General features: G+C 44.8%; 14 protein-coding genes. 4 read left to right on the top strand and 10 right to left on the bottom strand.

Annotated elements, in window-relative coordinates; genetic code table 11:
• Positions 1 to 215: 215 nt before the first annotated feature.
• The 3 genes from A6K76_RS08025 (at position 216) to A6K76_RS08015 (ending at position 3,494) form a co-directional block, all read left to right on the top strand.
• Positions 216 to 413: a YwbE family protein gene (locus A6K76_RS08025; RefSeq protein ID WP_066463878.1), complete on the top strand. Its 198-nt coding sequence runs from the start codon at positions 216 to 218 to the stop codon at positions 411 to 413.
• A 392-nt stretch (positions 414 to 805) separates the two neighbouring features.
• Entirely contained in the window at positions 806 to 1,699 is an 894-nt protein-coding gene (locus tag A6K76_RS08020; RefSeq protein WP_066463876.1) for a DMT family transporter, read from the top strand.
• Positions 1,700 to 1,976: 277 nt separating this feature from the next.
• On the top strand, positions 1,977 to 3,494 hold the full coding sequence (locus A6K76_RS08015; RefSeq protein WP_066463875.1) for an AbgT family transporter: 1,518 nt from the start codon (positions 1,977 to 1,979) through the stop codon (positions 3,492 to 3,494).
• A gap of 372 nt (positions 3,495 to 3,866) precedes the next feature.
• On the opposite strand, the gene A6K76_RS08010 is transcribed toward A6K76_RS08015, so the two are convergent.
• The 7 genes from A6K76_RS08010 to A6K76_RS07980 form a co-directional block, all read right to left on the bottom strand.
• Entirely contained in the window at positions 3,867 to 4,499 is a 633-nt protein-coding gene (locus tag A6K76_RS08010) for a lysozyme inhibitor LprI family protein (protein WP_066463873.1), read from the bottom strand.
• On the bottom strand, positions 4,496 to 5,437 hold the full coding sequence (locus A6K76_RS08005) for an MBL fold metallo-hydrolase (RefSeq protein ID WP_066463870.1): 942 nt from the start codon (positions 5,435 to 5,437) through the stop codon (positions 4,496 to 4,498). The genes A6K76_RS08010 and A6K76_RS08005 overlap by 4 nt, the downstream gene beginning before the upstream one ends.
• 246 nt (positions 5,438 to 5,683) lie before the next feature.
• Positions 5,684 to 6,772: an NADH-dependent flavin oxidoreductase gene (locus A6K76_RS08000; RefSeq protein WP_066463864.1), complete on the bottom strand. Its 1,089-nt coding sequence runs from the start codon at positions 6,770 to 6,772 to the stop codon at positions 5,684 to 5,686.
• A gap of 317 nt (positions 6,773 to 7,089) precedes the next feature.
• The gene (locus tag A6K76_RS07995; RefSeq protein ID WP_066463853.1) at positions 7,090 to 9,171 is read right to left on the bottom strand and encodes a methyl-accepting chemotaxis protein; all 2,082 of its coding nucleotides are present in this window, start codon (positions 9,169 to 9,171) and stop codon (positions 7,090 to 7,092) included.
• Positions 9,172 to 9,467: 296 nt separating this feature from the next.
• Positions 9,468 to 10,100, bottom strand: a complete 633-nt coding sequence (locus A6K76_RS07990) for a peptidylprolyl isomerase (protein ID WP_066463852.1) — start codon at positions 10,098 to 10,100, stop codon at positions 9,468 to 9,470.
• A gap of 102 nt (positions 10,101 to 10,202) precedes the next feature.
• On the bottom strand, positions 10,203 to 10,748 hold the full coding sequence (locus A6K76_RS07985) for a glutathione peroxidase (protein WP_066463851.1): 546 nt from the start codon (positions 10,746 to 10,748) through the stop codon (positions 10,203 to 10,205).
• Between the two features lie 72 nt (positions 10,749 to 10,820).
• The gene (locus A6K76_RS07980; protein WP_066463850.1) at positions 10,821 to 11,312 is read right to left on the bottom strand and encodes a hypothetical protein; all 492 of its coding nucleotides are present in this window, start codon (positions 11,310 to 11,312) and stop codon (positions 10,821 to 10,823) included.
• 873 nt (positions 11,313 to 12,185) lie between these two features.
• Between A6K76_RS07980 and A6K76_RS07975 the strand changes: the two genes are divergently transcribed.
• On the top strand, positions 12,186 to 13,757 hold the full coding sequence (locus A6K76_RS07975) for an Ig-like domain-containing protein (RefSeq protein ID WP_066463844.1): 1,572 nt from the start codon (positions 12,186 to 12,188) through the stop codon (positions 13,755 to 13,757).
• Between the two features lie 285 nt (positions 13,758 to 14,042).
• Here the strand turns inward: A6K76_RS07975 and A6K76_RS07970 are convergent, their stop codons facing one another.
• Genes A6K76_RS07970 through A6K76_RS07960 form a run of 3 tightly spaced genes read right to left on the bottom strand, consistent with a single transcriptional unit; the run spans position 14,043 to position 17,636 of the window.
• Positions 14,043 to 15,257, bottom strand: coding sequence for a tetratricopeptide repeat protein (locus tag A6K76_RS07970; protein WP_066463839.1), 1,215 nt, complete (start codon positions 15,255 to 15,257; stop codon positions 14,043 to 14,045).
• A gap of 9 nt (positions 15,258 to 15,266) precedes the next feature.
• Positions 15,267 to 17,012 carry an Hsp70 family protein gene (locus tag A6K76_RS07965; protein WP_066463838.1) on the bottom strand — a complete coding sequence of 582 codons (1,746 nt, stop codon included), beginning with the start codon at positions 17,010 to 17,012 and terminating at the stop codon, positions 15,267 to 15,269.
• A gap of 12 nt (positions 17,013 to 17,024) precedes the next feature.
• A complete protein-coding gene (locus A6K76_RS07960; protein ID WP_066463837.1) occupies positions 17,025 to 17,636 on the bottom strand; it encodes a segregation/condensation protein A in 612 nt (203 codons plus the stop codon).
• Between the last annotated feature and the right edge of the window lie 27 nt (positions 17,637 to 17,663).

Here is a 17,663-nt window from a genome sequence, read left to right as displayed (position 1 = left end):
GTCTTTATTTTTCTTCTCAGGTGGAAAAATAAGTAAATTTAAAATTCAGTTAACATTTATGCGACGCTAGTGAGTACATGAATATTAATAATGATTTGAATCAGGATTTTTGTCTTATGTTAGTAATAGCGCTTATATTCAGAGAATGCATGCGTTGGCATATATCTGTACTACATATGTATGCTATACTACTGAACGAACAGGAGTTGAGTAACATGAACGGAAAAAATCGCAGCGATGTGTTTGCAGGGCTTGAAGTCGATATTGTGTTAAAGCAAGATCAGCGAAGCGGCAAGCGCACGCGCGGCATTGTGAAAGATTTATTAACGAACAGCAGCTTCCATCCACACGGCATTAAAGTACGTTTAACGGATGGGCAAGTTGGGCGCGTTTGCGAAACGTTCCCGAAATGATAACGAGTGAAACGGTAGCGAGGCATGTTCGCTACCGTTTTTCGTTTATGCAAATATTCTACATTTTCATCTGTTGCAACTTGAAACGTTTTGAAAACGATTGCGATAAATTGTTTACGCTACTGCTGTTGTAGACGATGGACGAGCTGTTCCCGTATTATAGATCGTGTCAGACAACGTGCTTTCAGCTCATGCGAAAAGCATCAAGCATAAGACGAGCATTTCATTTATTAACGGCGGCATAAGGGGCAGTTGTAGCTCCTCGTGCCGTCGTTTTCATGACACAAATGTTTTAATACATTGCTACATAAATGTTCAAAAAATAGTCACTTTTTTTGTAGCATGTTTCTTGCTATGATAAGGGAAGTTTTTTATTGTACAGGAGGAACATCATGACTCAACAACGAGCGAATGTGCTGCTTGTCCTCGTCACGTTCGGATGGGGCGCTTCGTATTTATTTACGAAGTTTGCAGTCGCTGAGCTACAGCCATTTAATTTAGTCGCTATTCGATTTTGTATTGCTTTTGTCGTCATGTACGCTTTATGTTATTCAAAAATTAAACAGCCGTCTCGTCAAATGCTTTTAGCTAGCGCGACGCTCGGCATATTGCTTTGTGCCGTGTCCGCCGTGTTTGGCTATGCGCTACAAGTGACAGCTGCTTCGACGGCGAGCTTTTTAATTTCAACGACAGTCGTATTCGTGCCGCTTCTTATGATGCTCATTACGCGCAAGCTGCCGAGTCGTCAAGTCGCAATCGGTCTTGGCATAACGCTCATCGGCATTTCGCTCTTTTCGATTAAAGGGACGATGACGCTCGAGTTTGGCATGGTGCTTTGTTTAGTAACGGCGCTGCTGTACGCGGTGCATATTGTGCTAAACAACTACTACGTGCGCAAACAGCTTGACGGCATCGCGCTCGGCGTCTATCAGCTCGGGTTCGGTAGCGCGTTCGCTTTCGTTTGTATGCCATTTTTTGAAACGCCGACATTGCCGCAATCGACACTCGGCTGGACGTCGCTCTTTATGCTTGCGATCGTCTGCTCAGCATTTGCGGTCGTCGTGCAATCAGCTGTGCAAAAATATACGAGCGCGGTGCATACTGGCTTCATTTTATCGCTCGAGCCGATTTTTGCGGCACTGCTTGGTTTTTTATTTTTACAGGAAGTGATGACGACGCAGGAATTAGTCGGCGCGGCATTTATTTTCGCCGGTATGCTCGTTGCGAACTACGTGCCGAAAAAGGAATCGGTCGTGTCGCAGGAGCCACATCTTTCATCACCATAAACAGGAATCGGAGCACACGCTGCTTCGATTTTTTTATTTGTCACATTTTCGACAAATCTTTCTGTCATGTACACAAAATGAAAAATAATGAATATCTCGGTTTATGCACGAAAAAAGACGTGTATTCGATGAAAATGACTACTTCACGTTCTCGCCATAACGTACGCCTCGTTCCAATCTAGAAAAAGCGAATGATTCTAAATATTACCAAAAATCTTTATTTTCGATTTCACTTTATTTCTCCTTATAATTTTGAACTTTAAGAGGAGGTTATTTTATGGAAAAGAAACAGAAAAAAACGTTGATTGACCGATTTTTAAACGGCATTGAAGTAGCCGGAAACAAATTGCCAGACCCGATTACAATTTTTGCGATGCTCGCAGTACTTGTATTAGCGGCATCATGGGTGTTACATAAAATCGGCATTACAGCGATTAGCCCATCAAACGGCGAGCAGCTAGAAGTTGTTAACTTACTATCGCGTGAAGGGCTGCATCAAATTTTAACCGGTATGGTAACGAACTTCACAAGCTTTGCGCCGCTTGGCATCGTTATTGTGGCGATGATCGGGATTGGGGTTGCCGAGCATAGTGGTTTAATTACGACGGTGATGAAGAAAACGGTATTAAGTGCACCGAAAAAATTAATCGTGCCAGTACTCATTTTCACAGCTATTTTCGGTAGTGTCGCAACAGATGCGGCGTACATCATTTTACCACCGATTGCGGCAATGATTTTCTTAAGCATCGGACGTCACCCAATTGTCGGCATGGTTGCGGCGTATGCGGCAATTGCAGGTGGTTTCAGCGCAAACATTTTAATTACTTCTTTAGACGTATTACTCGCCGGCATTACAGAAGAATCCGCGAAGCTTGTAAACGCTGACTTCGTTGGGGCAGCGACGATGAACTATTACTTCATGGCTGTGTCGACTGTATTTTTAGTGTTCGTTGCAACGTGGGTAACGGTGAAAATTGTCGAACCACGCTTTGGCAAATACGAAGGGCAAGTGGAAGTGCTTGAAAAAGTAACGCCACAGGAAAATAAAGCGATGTGGGCAGCAATCGGCTCAGCGCTTGTATATATCGGACTTATTTTATGTATGGTTTTACCGGCAGACGGCTTATTACGCGGTGAAAATGGCGCATTTTTACAATCGCCATTCATGTCAGGCATCGTGCCAATTATGTTATTCTTATTTTTAATTCCTGGCATTGTGTACGGTGTCGTTGTCGGTACGATTAAATCAGACCGTGACGTTGCTGGCATGATGTTTAAAGCGATGAGCGACTTATCATCATTTATCGTATTAGCGTTCGTTGCAGCACAGATGATCGCATTCTTTAGCTGGAGTAATATCGGCACAATTTTAGCGATTAAAGGGGCAGAAGCATTACAAGCGATGAACTTCACGGGTGTGCCAATGTTTATCGGCTTTATCTTTATCGTTGCACTTGTGAACTTACTAATGGCATCTGCATCGGCGAAATGGGTGTTGCTTGCGCCAATTTTCGTACCGATGTTTATGTATTTAGGCTACTCACCAGCTGTTACACAAATGGCGTACCGCGTTGGTGACTCGATCACGAACCCGATTACACCGCTTCTTGCTTACTTCGCGATGTTGCTAGCATTTGCGAAAAAGTATGATAAAAATATTAAAATGGGTACGTTAATTTCAGCACTCATTCCGTATTCGCTATTCTTTGCGATGATGTGGATTATTTTATTCGCTGTATGGTTACTACTCGGCTTACCGATGGGACCTGGCGAAACGTTGAAAATTGATATTTAATACGAAGCATGTTGATTAGACAGCAAATAGGCAGTGAACGTCGTGCGGCTCGCGGTGCTCCTGCGGTTACTCGTCGCAAAAGTCCTGGGGCTCGGCGGCGAACACGATGTTGGTCATGAAGGTGATGCCACATGGACGTGGCTCCTCAAGCCTCCGCACCGCTCCTGCGTCGCGGCTTACGGGGTCTTGAGACACGAGCTGTTCCCCAAGGAGTCTCGCCGCACGCTCCATGCCACTACAATGCTGCATTCATGTCAGTTTTGCTGCTGAAAACAACCAATTCAGCTGTATAAAAGTGGCGAATCAACAGACCTGATTTAATACAAACAAAAGCACGAACAGAAGCTTCATTGCCTCCGTTCGTGCTTTTGATTATAAACTGACCATGAAGTCGTATAAAAAATCTGAACAACGCTGCGCTGTATATTGGGCCTGCGCATCAATGTAGAGCATCGTGTACGCGCTGCCACCGTTTGCTTGCTCGGTCGCCTGATACGTCGCGTAGTCGTCACGCTCAGCAATCCATTCGCGTTGGTCGGCACGCAACTCTTCAAAATCCGCCGCCGATAGTTCGTTCTTTAACACGCCGTACATTTCGTTTAAGAGCGCGTCCCACAACGAAAATGCTTGCTGCGCCGCTTCTTCCATTTCAATCGTCGTCATCGCGTTGTCGTATACACGTTCAGCACTCGCTGCCGTCGCACTTAACTTTTGCTCGTACTGTGTAAATAACGAAGTCGTCGTTTGTGAAACAGGCTCCTCTACTTGTGCTGCAGGCTCAGTCGGTGGCACGACGTTAATTTTCGCATCTTCTTCCGCCGCTTCCTCTACCGATACTTGCGTTGTCGTCTCTTCCACTTGCTCTATTACGTCGGTCGTCGTTTCTTTCGCCTGCTCTTGCTCCACCGCTACTTCCGTCGTTTCCTCTACTGGTGCATCGTCTTGACATGCTACAAGCAGTAACGAAGAAGCGACGGTCATGCTCATTAATAGTCGTTTGCTCATCGGTCACCTCGTGTTGCGAAATAATGCACAAGCCCTTGCGATGATACGATGACGTCGCTTGCAATGTGTTGCTTCAGCTCCCCTGTATAACCGTTTTGCGCAGCATGCTCAGCAATGTCCGCAAACAGTAGCTCCGTTAAACGATCCACTGGTGCGTCCGGTGCTTCGGCAATCGCTTGCTCGGTACGCTGTAGGAAAATCGGCGTCCAGTAGCGCACTTGCTCATACGCATGCGTCGGTGGCTCGACTTTGCTATAATGCCCGAGGAAAATGCGATCAAGCGCTAAGCTTTCATAAAACGCAATCGACGCTTCCATTTCGTCTGGATTGTATTGGTTCGGTGAAGTTGACGGCAACACGATATCATAGCCAGCCTTCGTTAACACCGGGAAGTTTACGCCAGTCGTATCGCCAACGAACATGCTATTTGTCGCCTCATCATAAATCGAAATGTGGTGACGCGCATGCCCTGGTGTGTCATAAAACACGAAATCTGCATCACCCATCGAAATGCGGCTATCATGCTCCGCTAATACGACGCGCTCCTGTGGAATGGGCACAATCGGGTCAAACAAGTCGTTAAACTGCTCGCCGTACACTGAGCGCGCACTGTCGATTAAGCGAGATGGATCAATTAAATGGCGCGCCCCTTTAGGATGCACGTAAAATGTCGCATTCGGCAGCGATTGTAACAGTAACCCTGCTCCGCCTGCATGGTCTAAATGCACGTGCGTCACGATTAAATAATCAACCGCCTCACGCGCAATGTTTAATTCGTCGAGCGCCTCTAAAATGCGCGGTACTGCCTTGCTCGTGCACGTGTCAATAATGGCGATTTTGGCGCGCTTCACGATGTAAATACCTGTGCGCTCGACAATACCGCCGTCAAGTGCGTCCACTACGTATATATTTTGTGCGATTTCTGTTGCAATTGTCATGAAAACAACCCCCTTTGTCTATATTTTTCTATTATAGCATAGTGCATCCGTTCGTTCGTCAATAATTAGCTTTTCATCTAAGCGTGTTCATTCGCCAATACATGGGCAGTCGCTCGCGTTCCCAAAGCTCGGCTAAAGCAACCTGTATTCGTCAACCCAAGCTTGCGGTGATGAACCTAATGATGAGATCATGCAACATGAAAACGACGAATGAACATAACTCGTCCATTCGCCTTTTCATAATCATTATAGCCCTGGAATCCACCCTGCATGCGAACGCAGCATGTCAAACATTTTCGGCGGAATCGCTTGCGGGTTGCTTGCATCCATCGTTGTTGCGACCCCTTCGCCTGCTTTGACTTTCTCTACCCATTGCGGCTCGATTAACAATGCGCGCCCAAGTGCGACGAAATCTGCTCCGAGCGCATGTGCTTCCTCTGCGTCATGCGCCTCATAAATCGAGCCGACACCGATTATCGGTAAATCATCACGCAACAACGCACGCACTTCACGAATGCGGTTCACCTCGCCTTTTACGTAGCGATGCGTCGTCGAACGGTAATCGCCAAGGGAAATGTGCATGTAATCAAGCGGTAGCTGCTGCAAGCGTGCAAGCAATACCGCTGTGTCATCCATCGTAATGCCGTCATCTTCTGCTTCCTCTGGGCTGAAGCGGTAACCGATAATAAAATCTTCGCTTGCGTGCGCCTTTTTCATATTGAGCACCGCTTCTGCCACGGCGAGCGGGAACGTTAATCGTTTCTCAAGCGTGCCACCGTATTTGTCGGTGCGCTTATTCGTAAAGCCTGAGAAAAATTGCTGAATGAGGTACGTGTTTGCCCCGTGAATTTCGACGCCATCAAAGCCCGCTGTGATGGCGCGGCGAGTTGCTTGTGCATACGCATCAACAAGCGCATCAACTTCAGCTGTCGTCGCCTCGCGTGCAAGCTCTCCGTGACTGCCGACAACAGCTGAAGCGCTGACGATATCCTCGTTTGGCACGAGCGCTTTTCTCGCCTGGCGTCCGCCGTGATGAATTTGTAGCACCGCCTTTGCCCCGCCTTGTTGAATCGTCTGTGCGATGCGGCGTAAACTCGGAATGAATGCATCGTCATGTGCGGCAATTTGCCCAGGAAACGCTTGTCCGTTTGCGGCTACGTGCGCGCATGCGGTAATGAGCATGCCAACCCCGTTTGCGCGCTCGCGGTAATACGTAAGCTCCTCGTTCGATACGTCGCCGTTGTCAAGCCCTGCATATGTAGTCATCGGTGCCATAACGAAGCGATTGCGTAAACTCACTCCGTTTGGCAACGTGAATGGTTGAAATAATGTCATGTTAATTCCTCCTTCTTTACTCAATTTAATAAATTTTTGCGCTATATGCAAAATATGTGCTTACAACGTAAAAAAAGGCTGTGTCATTGTCTTTAAACGACGACACAGCCTTTTATGAAACATTAAACATGTTGATTAACTAGCATATTGCGGCTTGCGATTACTCGAGGTAGATCAATGTCCTTAAGCTCGGTAGCGAAACGTTTGTCATGAGCTTCTCCACTAGTAGTCTCGCCGCGCACTTCCTGCCACTCATATACAGCGTTCATTTCAGCTTAGTTACTAAATCACTATTTAAAAAGGACGCATCCACAACATTAAACGTAAAACTTCTCTGTTTGCTTACGCAGCTCATCTGCTACTTGATGCAACTCGCCTACCATTTGCTTCACGTGATCAATTTCATCGCGCTGCTCGTTTGCAGAAGCGGCTACTTCTTCTGCAGTTGCGGCAGATTGCTCTGAAATGGCTGAAATGCTTTCCATATCGCTTAACACTTGCTCTTTTTCTGTCACCATCGTGCTTAGCTTTTCGATCAATTGCTCGATTTCTCGTGCTAACGTCTCACCGAAATGTAGCTGTTGCTCAAACGCACGCTCTGTTTGCACGACCGATTCTGTTTGTGACACCATAATATCGGCGCTTTTTGCGACTACTTGCTGCGTTTGTGCCGATGCTTGCAAAATGTGCTGCACTGTTTGCTGTACGTTTTCCGTTTCTCGATGTGACTGCTCGGCAAGCTTACGTACTTCGTCAGCTACGACCGCAAATCCTTTCCCCGCTTCCCCTGCACGTGCTGCTTCAATCGCCGCATTTAGCGCAAGTAAATTCGTCTGTGCCGCAATATCTTGAATCGTTTTCATAATCGTATTAATGCTATCAATTTGCGTTACGAGCTCGCTCATTTGAACGTTTAGCTCATCATTGACCTCGTTCGTTAACTCGTTATGCTCCTTTAATTGGCTCACTTCACTCATACCTTTTGCCGCTTGCTCTGTCGATGCTTGAATATGATGCGTCATTTCTGCTGACACGCGCGATACGTCGTCAATTAACTCACCTAAGCCGACCATGCGATGATTGGCCATTTCAATATTTTCCGTTTGCGCTTGCACACCTTGTGAAATTTCCAACACCGCGCTTGATACAGTGTTTGTAAGCTGTGACACGTCGTTCATCGCATTGTGCATCGAGCTTGCGTTTTTGTTAACTTGCTCAGATGCATCCTTTACGTCTTGAATTACGTGTGACATTCGTTGACGCATATCGTTATACGACGTCGCCACGCTGCCGATTTCGTCTTGTGAAAATTCTTTGTCATCAATTCCGACCGTTAAATCGCCACCTGCTGCTTTCATTAACGCTGATTGCATATGCGATAATGGCGCTAAATATTTGCGTAGCACGAAAATGACAATGGCCGCTAGCAATAACGAAATCGCAATTGCTGATATGATGGATTGAATGAATAAGCTGTTATACGTTCCTAAAATATAGCTTTCTGGTACGACCGATTCAACAAACCAATTTTCTTCAATGTCTCCAACTTGAATCGGAATGTATGTCGTTAATACACGCTGGCTCGTCGCATTGGAATAGCTTGACAAATCTTCCCCGTTTTGTATCGCTTCATTAATTTCTGCTGTATGTGGATAAAGCTCGAATAAATTTTTACCGACTTCTTCTTCTTTATTGTATGTGCTCATAATGTAGCCACTCGCTGTTAATGCACGCTGGCTGCTTCCGTCTTGACTGTAAGCTGCTAATACTTCACCAACGAAGTCTAATGGAAAGTCTGTGAACATTCCACCGAGCACCTTGCCATCGTCTGTAATAATTGGCACACTAAGCGTAACCATTTGCAGTACTTCACTGCCTGTATCATACTCATACGGATCCGTTAAAATTTCGCGCTTCTCTGCAATCGGTAACTCATACCAATCTTGCCCTTTAAACTCTAACACCGGTTCAACAATTAATTCACCGTCGCTATAATAAATGTACGGTAGGAAATAGCCTTCCTCATTGACGAACGCTTGTGCACGATCTGACGTAATGTCAACAACACCTGGACTTAGCACAGTGGATGAACCGATTAATTTATCGTTCGCAAGTAAATTCGCATAGCGCATGTTTAAAATCGCATCGCCTGTTAATTGTCCCGCTTCATATAATGTTAAAATGTTGCGTCTTTCAGTTTCTAAATAGCTTAATGTTTGCTCTAACGTTATTTCAATTTCCTTTGCCATTTCACGCGTATTCGATTGCGCTAGCTCTTCCATTTTTTCAGTTGAATCGCCACGTACAACCCATAATGTCATCGCCGCGTTAATTGCAAAGAATAATAAAAACGAACAAATAATAATCGCTGATAACTTAAAAACAATTCCTTTTTTCATATGAAATTCCCTCCTTAACAATAATTCTTTTTACCCAATAAGATTATACAACAAACATTATTATACGGGTATTAATCCTAATAAAACAAAGCAAAAAGAACTAATTTAATGTATAAAAACTTTAATATTTCGTTTCATTCCCTATATTTCGTCCAAAAAATAAGCGATATATAATATCCATTCAATATATCGCGATAACTTACTACATTGAAAGGAACAGCTTCACACAAATGAAAAAAGCGCGAAGATGACAAGTGATTGTCATTCCTCACGCTTTCATTCATTACATCATGATGTTACTTGTTCGTTTCTGGTGCTGGATAGTCAAAGCCTTTCGTATCGACTTCAACATCTTTCATTACTTGTGCTTCAAGCGGCTTATCGCTACTATCACGCTCAACGTTTACGATCGCATCGACAACGTCCATCCCTTCAATTACGCGGCCGAAGCTTGCATACTCATCATCTAAGCTTTCCGCATCCGCTACCATAATGAAAAACTGCGAGCCTGCCGAATCAGGGTCCTGTGAGCGCGCCATCGAAATGACACCGCGCTCATGCTTTAACGTGTTGTCAAAGCCGTTATTTGTAAACTCCCCGTCAATCGTATAATCTGGACCGCCCATACCTGTACCTTCTGGGTCGCCACCTTGAATCATAAAGTCTGGAATGACGCGGTGAAACGTCGTGCCGTCATAAAAATCGTCCTCAATAAGCGATACGAAATTAGCAACTGTGTTCGGTGCAATTTTTGGCTCTAGCTCAACGACAATTTGCTCGTCGTTTTCCATCGTAATCGTCACGATTGGATTTTCCGTTACGTCTTTTGAATAATGTTCTACCGTCTCTGTCGTTTCTTCTTCGCTACTGCATGCAACGAGCGCCATCGCACAGCTCGTTAATGCGATTGCCTTCATCCATTTTTTCATATTATCATCTCCTCCATTTCATTATACGCAAAAAATGCTTCCATCACGACAAAAAATAAGCAGCAAAAGAAGTCTCTCCACCTTCTTTCACTGCTTATGTAACTATAGTAGCTCCGCAATCGCTGCTTCTACGTCTAACATTGATGTATTCGGCTCAAAACGCTTGACGACATTGCCTGCACGATCTACTAAAAACTTCGTGAAATTCCAGCGAATATTGTTACCTAATAAATTGTCTGGGTAATGCTCTTGAATCGAATTGTACAACATCTTTTCTTGCATCGTGTTGCGCGGCAATGGCTCATATGCAACTGCCTGCTTTAAATGCTGATACAACGGATGTGCGTTTGATCCATTCACGCAAATTTTTTCAAATACTGGGTATTCTACGCCATACTGTAGCATACATTGGCTCGCTGTCGCCACGCTATCTTCAGGATTTTGCTCTCCAAATTCATTCGAAGGAAACGATAAAACTGTAAAACGTTGTGCCGCATATTTTGCATACAGCTTTTGCAAATCTTCGTATTGATATGTAAATTGACATTGGCTTGCTGTATTTACAATTAACAGCACATCATTACGATACGCCTCCAATGTTGTTTCTTCACCAGTCGGTTTTTTTACTACATAGTGATAAATACTCAATATATTCCCTCCAAAATCTTCATGTACTGCGACAAGTATACTAACAGCAGTACAAAATAGCTACTCATTTGCTTATGGAAGCTGTCGTTTGAAATAGTATTCATCAAGCAAATAACGCGCTCGAATTTGCATCGCATCTTCCTTTTTTTCTAAGTACGCTATAATCTCCATATTAGAACGTGCATTCGCTGCCGCTTCATTCGAAACCGTTTCCATTTGTGGATACCAACGTTCCTGCTGTGCAAAAATTTGCGCCCATTGCTCCTCAGACGTACTAATTTTCAACTCACCTAACAGCTCATTCATATAATCTTTCCAAATCGTCACGCGCTGTCCATAATGCGCCTTTAGCTCCTCAATTTCATCGCTTTGTAATTCACGCTCTAACATGACGACATGTGCAAGCGCTTCCTCATATTTCTCCTGATAAATCGTATAACGTGCTGGAACATCACCTGCATTTAACTTTATCGCTTGCTGCTCCTTTACGTTCACTTCCTCACCTTGGCAAGCTGTCAATATGCATAACGCTGCCAACCCCGTTATAAAAAAAGCGTTCTTCATACAGTTCCTCCAACATTTTTATGTATCTATATTATATCGAACAAAGTTACAAAAGCACACCTCATTACGCACATAACGTAATTGCACTATGTAAAATACTACAAATTTGTCATGAATGGAAGTGAAAAATATTTATTCATCACAACGTATAGTCATTATACATGATTCAACGTGCACTGTAACTTTAGATTGTTCTCTATTTTCAAAACAAGGTCTTTTGGCTTGTATTTTGTTAATGCGTATTTGCTTGTTGTCTCACTTGAAGGCATTTAGCGAATGTGGCATAACTTTTCAAGCGTGTTGATTAGCCATTCAACTGGCATTTCGCGTAGTGCGGCTCGCTTTCCTGGGGCTGGGCGGCGAACACGATGTTGGTCATGAAGGCGATGCCACATGGACGTGCGCTAATCGCCTTCCTCAAGCCTCCGCACCGCTCCTGCGTCGCGGCTTACGGGGTCTTGAGGCACGAGCTGTTCCCCAAGGAGTCTCGCCGCACGCTCCATGCCACTACAATACTGCCTTCATCTCATTTTTGCTGCTGAAAACAACCGATTCAGCTGTATACAAGTAGCTAATCAACAGACCTGATAACTTTTCATACTGTATAGACCGTAAATGTATTTTAATGTTTTATTAGTCAGGCTTTCACATCGAGGCAAGCTTTTTGGCGATCTCACTCGACAAAAATTAGTTGAGGTCGTGCCCGCCAAAAGCGTCCGCCGTAATGAAAGAACGATCAACAACCTATTTTGGTCAACAACCCGAATTTATACATAGCATTAACACGATCCAATTTATTGTATATAATAAGAAAGCATGGCTCGCCATGATCGGAAAGTGTATATTTATATTTTGTTTTAAGGAGGATTTCAAATGAAACGATTCATGAAAGTTTTAGTAGCAATTATTTTCATTGTCAGCACATTTGCCCCAACGTTCCAAACTGTACAAGCTGATAGTAGTTTATACAAATTGCCGACGATTGGAAATGCAGGTAGTAGTTCCGCAAGCTCAGCCGCATTTAGCCCAAATGGAAAATATTTAGCAACAAGCAATTCGCGTAATGTGCTGTTATGGAATACATCTTCGCTTAGCCTTCTTCAAGAATTTAAGGCGGCAACTGATAGTATTCAAAATATGATGTTTAGCGAAAATGGGGAAAAACTATTAATTAGTGCTTACCATCGCATCGTGCAAGTAGATGTTGCCTCTGCTACACAAGATTTCGAAGTGCCAACGTTAGATACGAGCAGTGTGTTAAACGCCACATACAGCCAAAATGGGGATTTCATTTATGTATTAAAACCGAACCATCTCATCATTTTCAACAAAGATGGCACAATGAAAGATTCGTTTAGCTTAACGAATCGTGCGAGCAATTTCGCATACAACGCTAAAACCGACGAAATTGCCATTAGCTTTGAAAATGGGGAAATTATCATTCGCCAAGCGTCAACAGGCGACTATGTTCGCACGATTACATACGACGGTCAGCTAGCAGACTTTGCAAATGTTTATGTGCAATATAGCCCAGATTTCAAAACGCTTTATCGCGTGTACCGCCCTAAATATGCCGGGGATGCTCCAATCACAATTGCGACATTAAATGTAGAAGAGCAGTATAAAGAAACGCCTCTGCATAGCGGGAAATTTAAATATGACTTTTACGATATTTATAACTTCGCCGTTAGCCCAGACAATCAATATTTACTGCTAAAAGGCGCGCCGTCTAATGACCGTTACAACTACAAAACGATTATTTTCGAGCTAGCAACTCAAACAGCCGTTGCCGAAATGAGTACGCAAAATACGAACTTATTAATTATGACAACGGATAATCGACGTTTATTTACAGGAAACACGCTTTATAACGCTGAGCAATTGCCAAAACGTCAATTAGCAGGCATTGCGATCACACCCGAGCAAACGATCATCGGTATTGATGACGTACAAACGTTACAAGCATCGCACGTTTTTAGCGACGGCTTACAACAACCGTTAAACAATACCGATGTGAAATGGTCGTCATCGAACTCGAACGTCGCAACATTTATCGCTGGCAAGCTACAAGGTGTAAGCGCTGGCGAGGCGACAATTACAGCAACGTACAACAACTTCAGCGCGACACAAAAAATCATCGTCCGCAACTACGTCGAGCAGCCAAAAGAGACTGATATCGCACCGGATAAAGTATGGACTGTTACGTTCAACACAAACGTCAACGTCCAAACGATCAAACAGCAAACGATGTACGTGACGAATGCAAAAGGTGAAATTGTGCCAATGCTTTATTACGTCGCGCAAACGAACAGCAAAAGCGTGCAGCTCATGCCGGTTACACCGTATACACCTGGTGAAACGTACACACTTTGGGTAAAAGATGTAAAATCATCATCAAACGTTGCACTTGAGCAATTTACGAAAAAGCAGTTTACGATTAAATAACATAAAAACTAACAAGCGTGTTGATTAGCCAGTTAATTGAAGGAGTGTATTGCGGCTCGCTTTCCTGGGGATCGGCGGCAAACACGATGTTGAATCATGAGTCACGAGCTTTTCCCCAAAGAGTCTCGCCGTACGCTCCATGCCACGAATATACAGCATTTATTTCAGCTTGGGTGCTAAAAATCATGGCTTTCTATGTATAAAAATGGCGTATCAACAGACCTAAAAAATTAATAAAAAAATCGGACGCGCCTACAAAAGCGTGTCCGATTTTTTCGATTCTGTTTACAACTCTGTAAGCATACGCTTCGCCTCGTCTGCCGTCCATTCCCCGTCATAATTGGCGGTAATGTTCGTCAGCCACGTTTTCGCCTCAGCTGTTTCACCGTTTTTCACATGCAGCGCGGCGTATTGCAGCATAACGTCATCGTAATACGGTGATGTCATCACGTGCGTCGAGTCGCTTTGTAAAAACTGCTCATATAGTGTATGAACGTCTGATGTGTCTAGCTTGCGCTTTGCTTGAATTAGAAAGTATAACGCATCGTCTACGTAATACGCATCTGGCTGCTGCGTAATACTCGTCTCAAGCGATGTGATTGCGTGCTCGAAGTCGCCTTGACGATATGCCTCGTAGCCGCGCTCGTATTGCTGAAGGCGCGCATCGTCCATTAACGCCTCAACCGGCATGCCCACTTGCGCTAAAATCGTGCGCTCCTCTTCCATTTGCTGCTGCTTTTGCTCAAGCTGTTCGATTTGCTGCTGAAGGCGTGTAAGCTCCGCTGCTTGCGCCTCTGTTTGTGCAATTACTAACTCCTTCGCTTCGACAATTGGCTTCGGTTCTGCTTCACTAACGGTCGGTTTGCTCGCATCTGGCAGCACCGCTAACAACAGAAGCGCTGCACTGACAACCGCTAAGCTAGCTGTTGTCGTCACCAATCCACGCTGCTTTTTGCGCACCGCTTGCTGTGATTGCTGAAGCTGCTTCATCTGCTGCTTTTCCTCGTACGCGGCGAACTGCTGCATTTTTTTGATTGCGGCATGCTGCTGTACGTAACGTGGTGCGCTTGCCAACGTGCTATTGAGCTGTGTCTTTGCATTGACAAGAAGCGCACATTGCACGTAGCCTTCATACACCTCAAGTGGAATGGCATCGTCAAACACCATGAGCTGCTTAAACTTCGCCCATGCTTCTTGTTCGTTGCCAGCTTGCAGTAAATCGAGTGCTTCATTATAGCTTGTGTACAGCTGCTCATATTTCGGTAGCACGCGCTTCACTTGCTCGATTTTTTCAGCGGCGTGAAAGCGTTCTGGCTGTTGTAGCTGCTGCCAATACGTAATTGCTTGGAATGGATTGCCTAAAAAAATACTCGTTAAGCCAATTGCCCATTTCATGTCGTCGTGCTGATAGCCGTCATGTAGCAACGCTTTTAGTAGCTCATACGCCTCGCTATAGTGCTCTTGCTGAATGAGTGCAACGGCTTGTTCGTATCGTTTCATGTGTGACACCTACACTAGTTCAATTAATAAGTCAGCTAGTTCACTTTCATATCGACATACTTCTTGCTCGTTATTTTGCTGTAACGCTTGACGTAAGTTTGCTAAAATGCCTTCCACACGCGTTGCCGCTTCCACTGTTAAGTCCGCTAATACACGCTCTGCTCGCGTCATCGTCGGCTTCACGTCATTGTATAATGCCGATGTTTTCCACGCTTCTTCTAGGCGGCGCGTCGATTCTTTAATTTCTGCCTCTGACATTACGCCTGTTTGTGTATCAATCGCTGATGTAATGCGCTTGCCTGTGCTCATAATTTCAGCAGATACGTTTAAAATGCCGTTAATGTCGTATTCAAACGTGACGCTAATGGCTTGTGAACCTTGTGGACCTGCTGGCACGCCGTCTAAAATAATGTCTTCCTTCGATACGCGCAGCTCGTCTTGTACGAAATCGCCGACACCATCGTGCTGATACACACCGATTGTCACAAACGATTGGTTGTCGCGCACGGTGCGGTAAATTTTCGTGTTTTTCGTTGGAATTGGTGTGTTCGCCGCTAAAATTTCATCGAAGCAGCCGCGCACCTTCTCACCGTTAACGATGCGTGTTACGTCTGTGCCGATTGAGTACGGACAAACGTCAATGACCATTAAACCGTCCGCTTGGCTAATTTCACCTGTTTTAATCGCCGCTTGTACTGCCGCGCCAAGTGCCACCGCTTCGTCTGGGTTAATGTCTTTACGCGCTGATTTGTTAAACTTCGCCTCGACGCACGCTTGAATGGCAGGAATGCGCGTTGAGCCACCGATTAAAATGACTTCACCAATGTCACCGATTGTTAATTTTGCTTCCTCTAGCGCACGGTCTACATGCTTCAGCGTATTTTCTACTAAATCGCGTGTAATGTCGTCAAACTCCTCGCGCGTAATTTCTTCCATCACCGAAATCGGCATTCCTTCGTGCATCGTTAAAAATGGTAAGTTAAACTGCGCCGTTTTATTTGACGATAGCGCGATCTTTACTTGTTCCGCTTCCGTTTTAATGCGCGCATACTTTTGCAGCTGCTCTTCTGGTGAGCCGTCGTTTAATAAGTCGACGTTATTTTTACGCTTCACCTGCTTGTTTAACCATTGCACTAAGCGCTCGTCAAAGTCCATGCCGCCAAGTGTGTTATCACCTGTACTCGCCTTAATTTGCACGACGCCGCCAAACATTTCTGCAATCGATACGTCAAACGTACCGCCGCCAAGGTCGTACACTAAAATGTTCGCCTCGCTGCTCATGTTTTCAATGCCAAACGCAATCGCCGCTGCTGTCGGCTCGTTAATGATGCGCTCTACGTTTAAGCCAGCTAAGCGTCCTGCTACTTGTGTCGCCTTACGCTGTGCATCGGAGAAATACGCCGGCACCGTAATGACCGCTTCTGTCACCTCTGTGCCAAGCGCAATTTCTGCAGATTCCTTTAAATATTTTAAGTAAAACGATGAAATTTCTTCCGGCTTAAACGTGCGGTCACCAATTTGTACGACCTCGTCCTTCCCCATTAAACGCTTTACTTCAAGCACCGTTTCGTTCGGTAAGCCTGCATATGCATTTTTCGCAATTTGCCCTATTTGAATTTCGCCTTGTGGGTTAATACTAAAGATCGATGGCGTCGTACGGTGACCGTCTTTATTTGGAATAATTTCTGGCTTACCGTCCTTTAAATACGCCATTGCTGAGTTCGTTGTTCCTAAGTCGATTCCGATAATTGTCATGCTGTGTTCCTCCTAATATAAGTTAATTACTTTCGCCTCGCGTAATACATTGCCCGTTGAAATTTGACGGAAGCCGCGCTCTTGTACGAAGCATACTTCATGCTTTTGACCGTTTGGCACCGATGAAACGGGCATCGTCCCAATACTAATCATCGTTCTGCCGTCTAGCAGCTGCCCGAGCACCGGAATTTCTTCAATGTCGAGCTCGCGTAAGTTTTGTAAATACGTGTCGGTCGACTGCGCAATTTGTGTCACCCATTCGTCCGCTATGTTGCCTTGCTGTGCCGACATGCGAATGAGATCGAGCATGTCGATTGCTTTAAAAATATGGTGCATCGATTTTTGTTGCGTTTGCTGTAGCTGCTCGATTTGCGCGACTAACTGTGCATACTGCTGCTGTGACACAATCGGCGCTTCAGGAGCGGGCTGCACTTCTTTCATCGGCTGTAGTCGCTTGTTAATGGTTTGCTGTGTGGCGCTGGCCTGTGCATCGATTAGCTTTTGAAATTGCTCCATTAGTTGAACGAATTCACCGGTTAAAGATACCGTTTGTTCGATTGCATGAATGACCGGATTTAAACGTTTTGGTTCATCTTTAAATATGTGAATAATGCGCTCTGACATATTTGCTTTCACCTCCATCACTCATTG

The sequence above is a fragment of the Caryophanon latum genome, assembly GCF_001700325.1.
Classification (GTDB): Bacteria; Bacillota; Bacilli; order Bacillales_A; family Planococcaceae; genus Caryophanon; species Caryophanon latum.
Note: the sequence above shows the minus strand (reverse complement) of the source record. Positions and strands in the feature narration are given on the sequence as shown.

Bases quoted from the DNA above. Each gene is read 5' to 3' on its own strand.
- A6K76_RS07970 (WP_066463839.1), bottom strand. From the start codon at position 15,257: ATGAAACGATACGAACAAGCCGTTGCACTCATTCAGCAAGAGCACTAT.
- A6K76_RS08020 (WP_066463876.1), top strand. From the start codon at position 806: ATGACTCAACAACGAGCGAATGTGCTGCTTGTCCTCGTCACGTTCGGA.
- A6K76_RS08000 (WP_066463864.1), bottom strand. From the start codon at position 6,772: ATGACATTATTTCAACCATTCACGTTGCCAAACGGAGTGAGTTTACGC.
- A6K76_RS07965 (WP_066463838.1), bottom strand. From the start codon at position 17,012: ATGACAATTATCGGAATCGACTTAGGAACAACGAACTCAGCAATGGCG.
- A6K76_RS08015 (WP_066463875.1), top strand. From the start codon at position 1,977: ATGGAAAAGAAACAGAAAAAAACGTTGATTGACCGATTTTTAAACGGC.
- A6K76_RS07980 (WP_066463850.1), bottom strand. From the start codon at position 11,312: ATGAAGAACGCTTTTTTTATAACGGGGTTGGCAGCGTTATGCATATTG.
- A6K76_RS07975 (WP_066463844.1), top strand. From the start codon at position 12,186: ATGAAACGATTCATGAAAGTTTTAGTAGCAATTATTTTCATTGTCAGC.
- A6K76_RS07990 (WP_066463852.1), bottom strand. From the start codon at position 10,100: ATGAAAAAATGGATGAAGGCAATCGCATTAACGAGCTGTGCGATGGCG.
- A6K76_RS08005 (WP_066463870.1), bottom strand. From the start codon at position 5,437: ATGACAATTGCAACAGAAATCGCACAAAATATATACGTAGTGGACGCA.
- A6K76_RS08025 (WP_066463878.1), top strand. From the start codon at position 216: ATGAACGGAAAAAATCGCAGCGATGTGTTTGCAGGGCTTGAAGTCGAT.
- A6K76_RS08010 (WP_066463873.1), bottom strand. From the start codon at position 4,499: ATGAGCAAACGACTATTAATGAGCATGACCGTCGCTTCTTCGTTACTG.
- A6K76_RS07995 (WP_066463853.1), bottom strand. From the start codon at position 9,171: ATGAAAAAAGGAATTGTTTTTAAGTTATCAGCGATTATTATTTGTTCG.
- A6K76_RS07960 (WP_066463837.1), bottom strand. From the start codon at position 17,636: ATGTCAGAGCGCATTATTCACATATTTAAAGATGAACCAAAACGTTTA.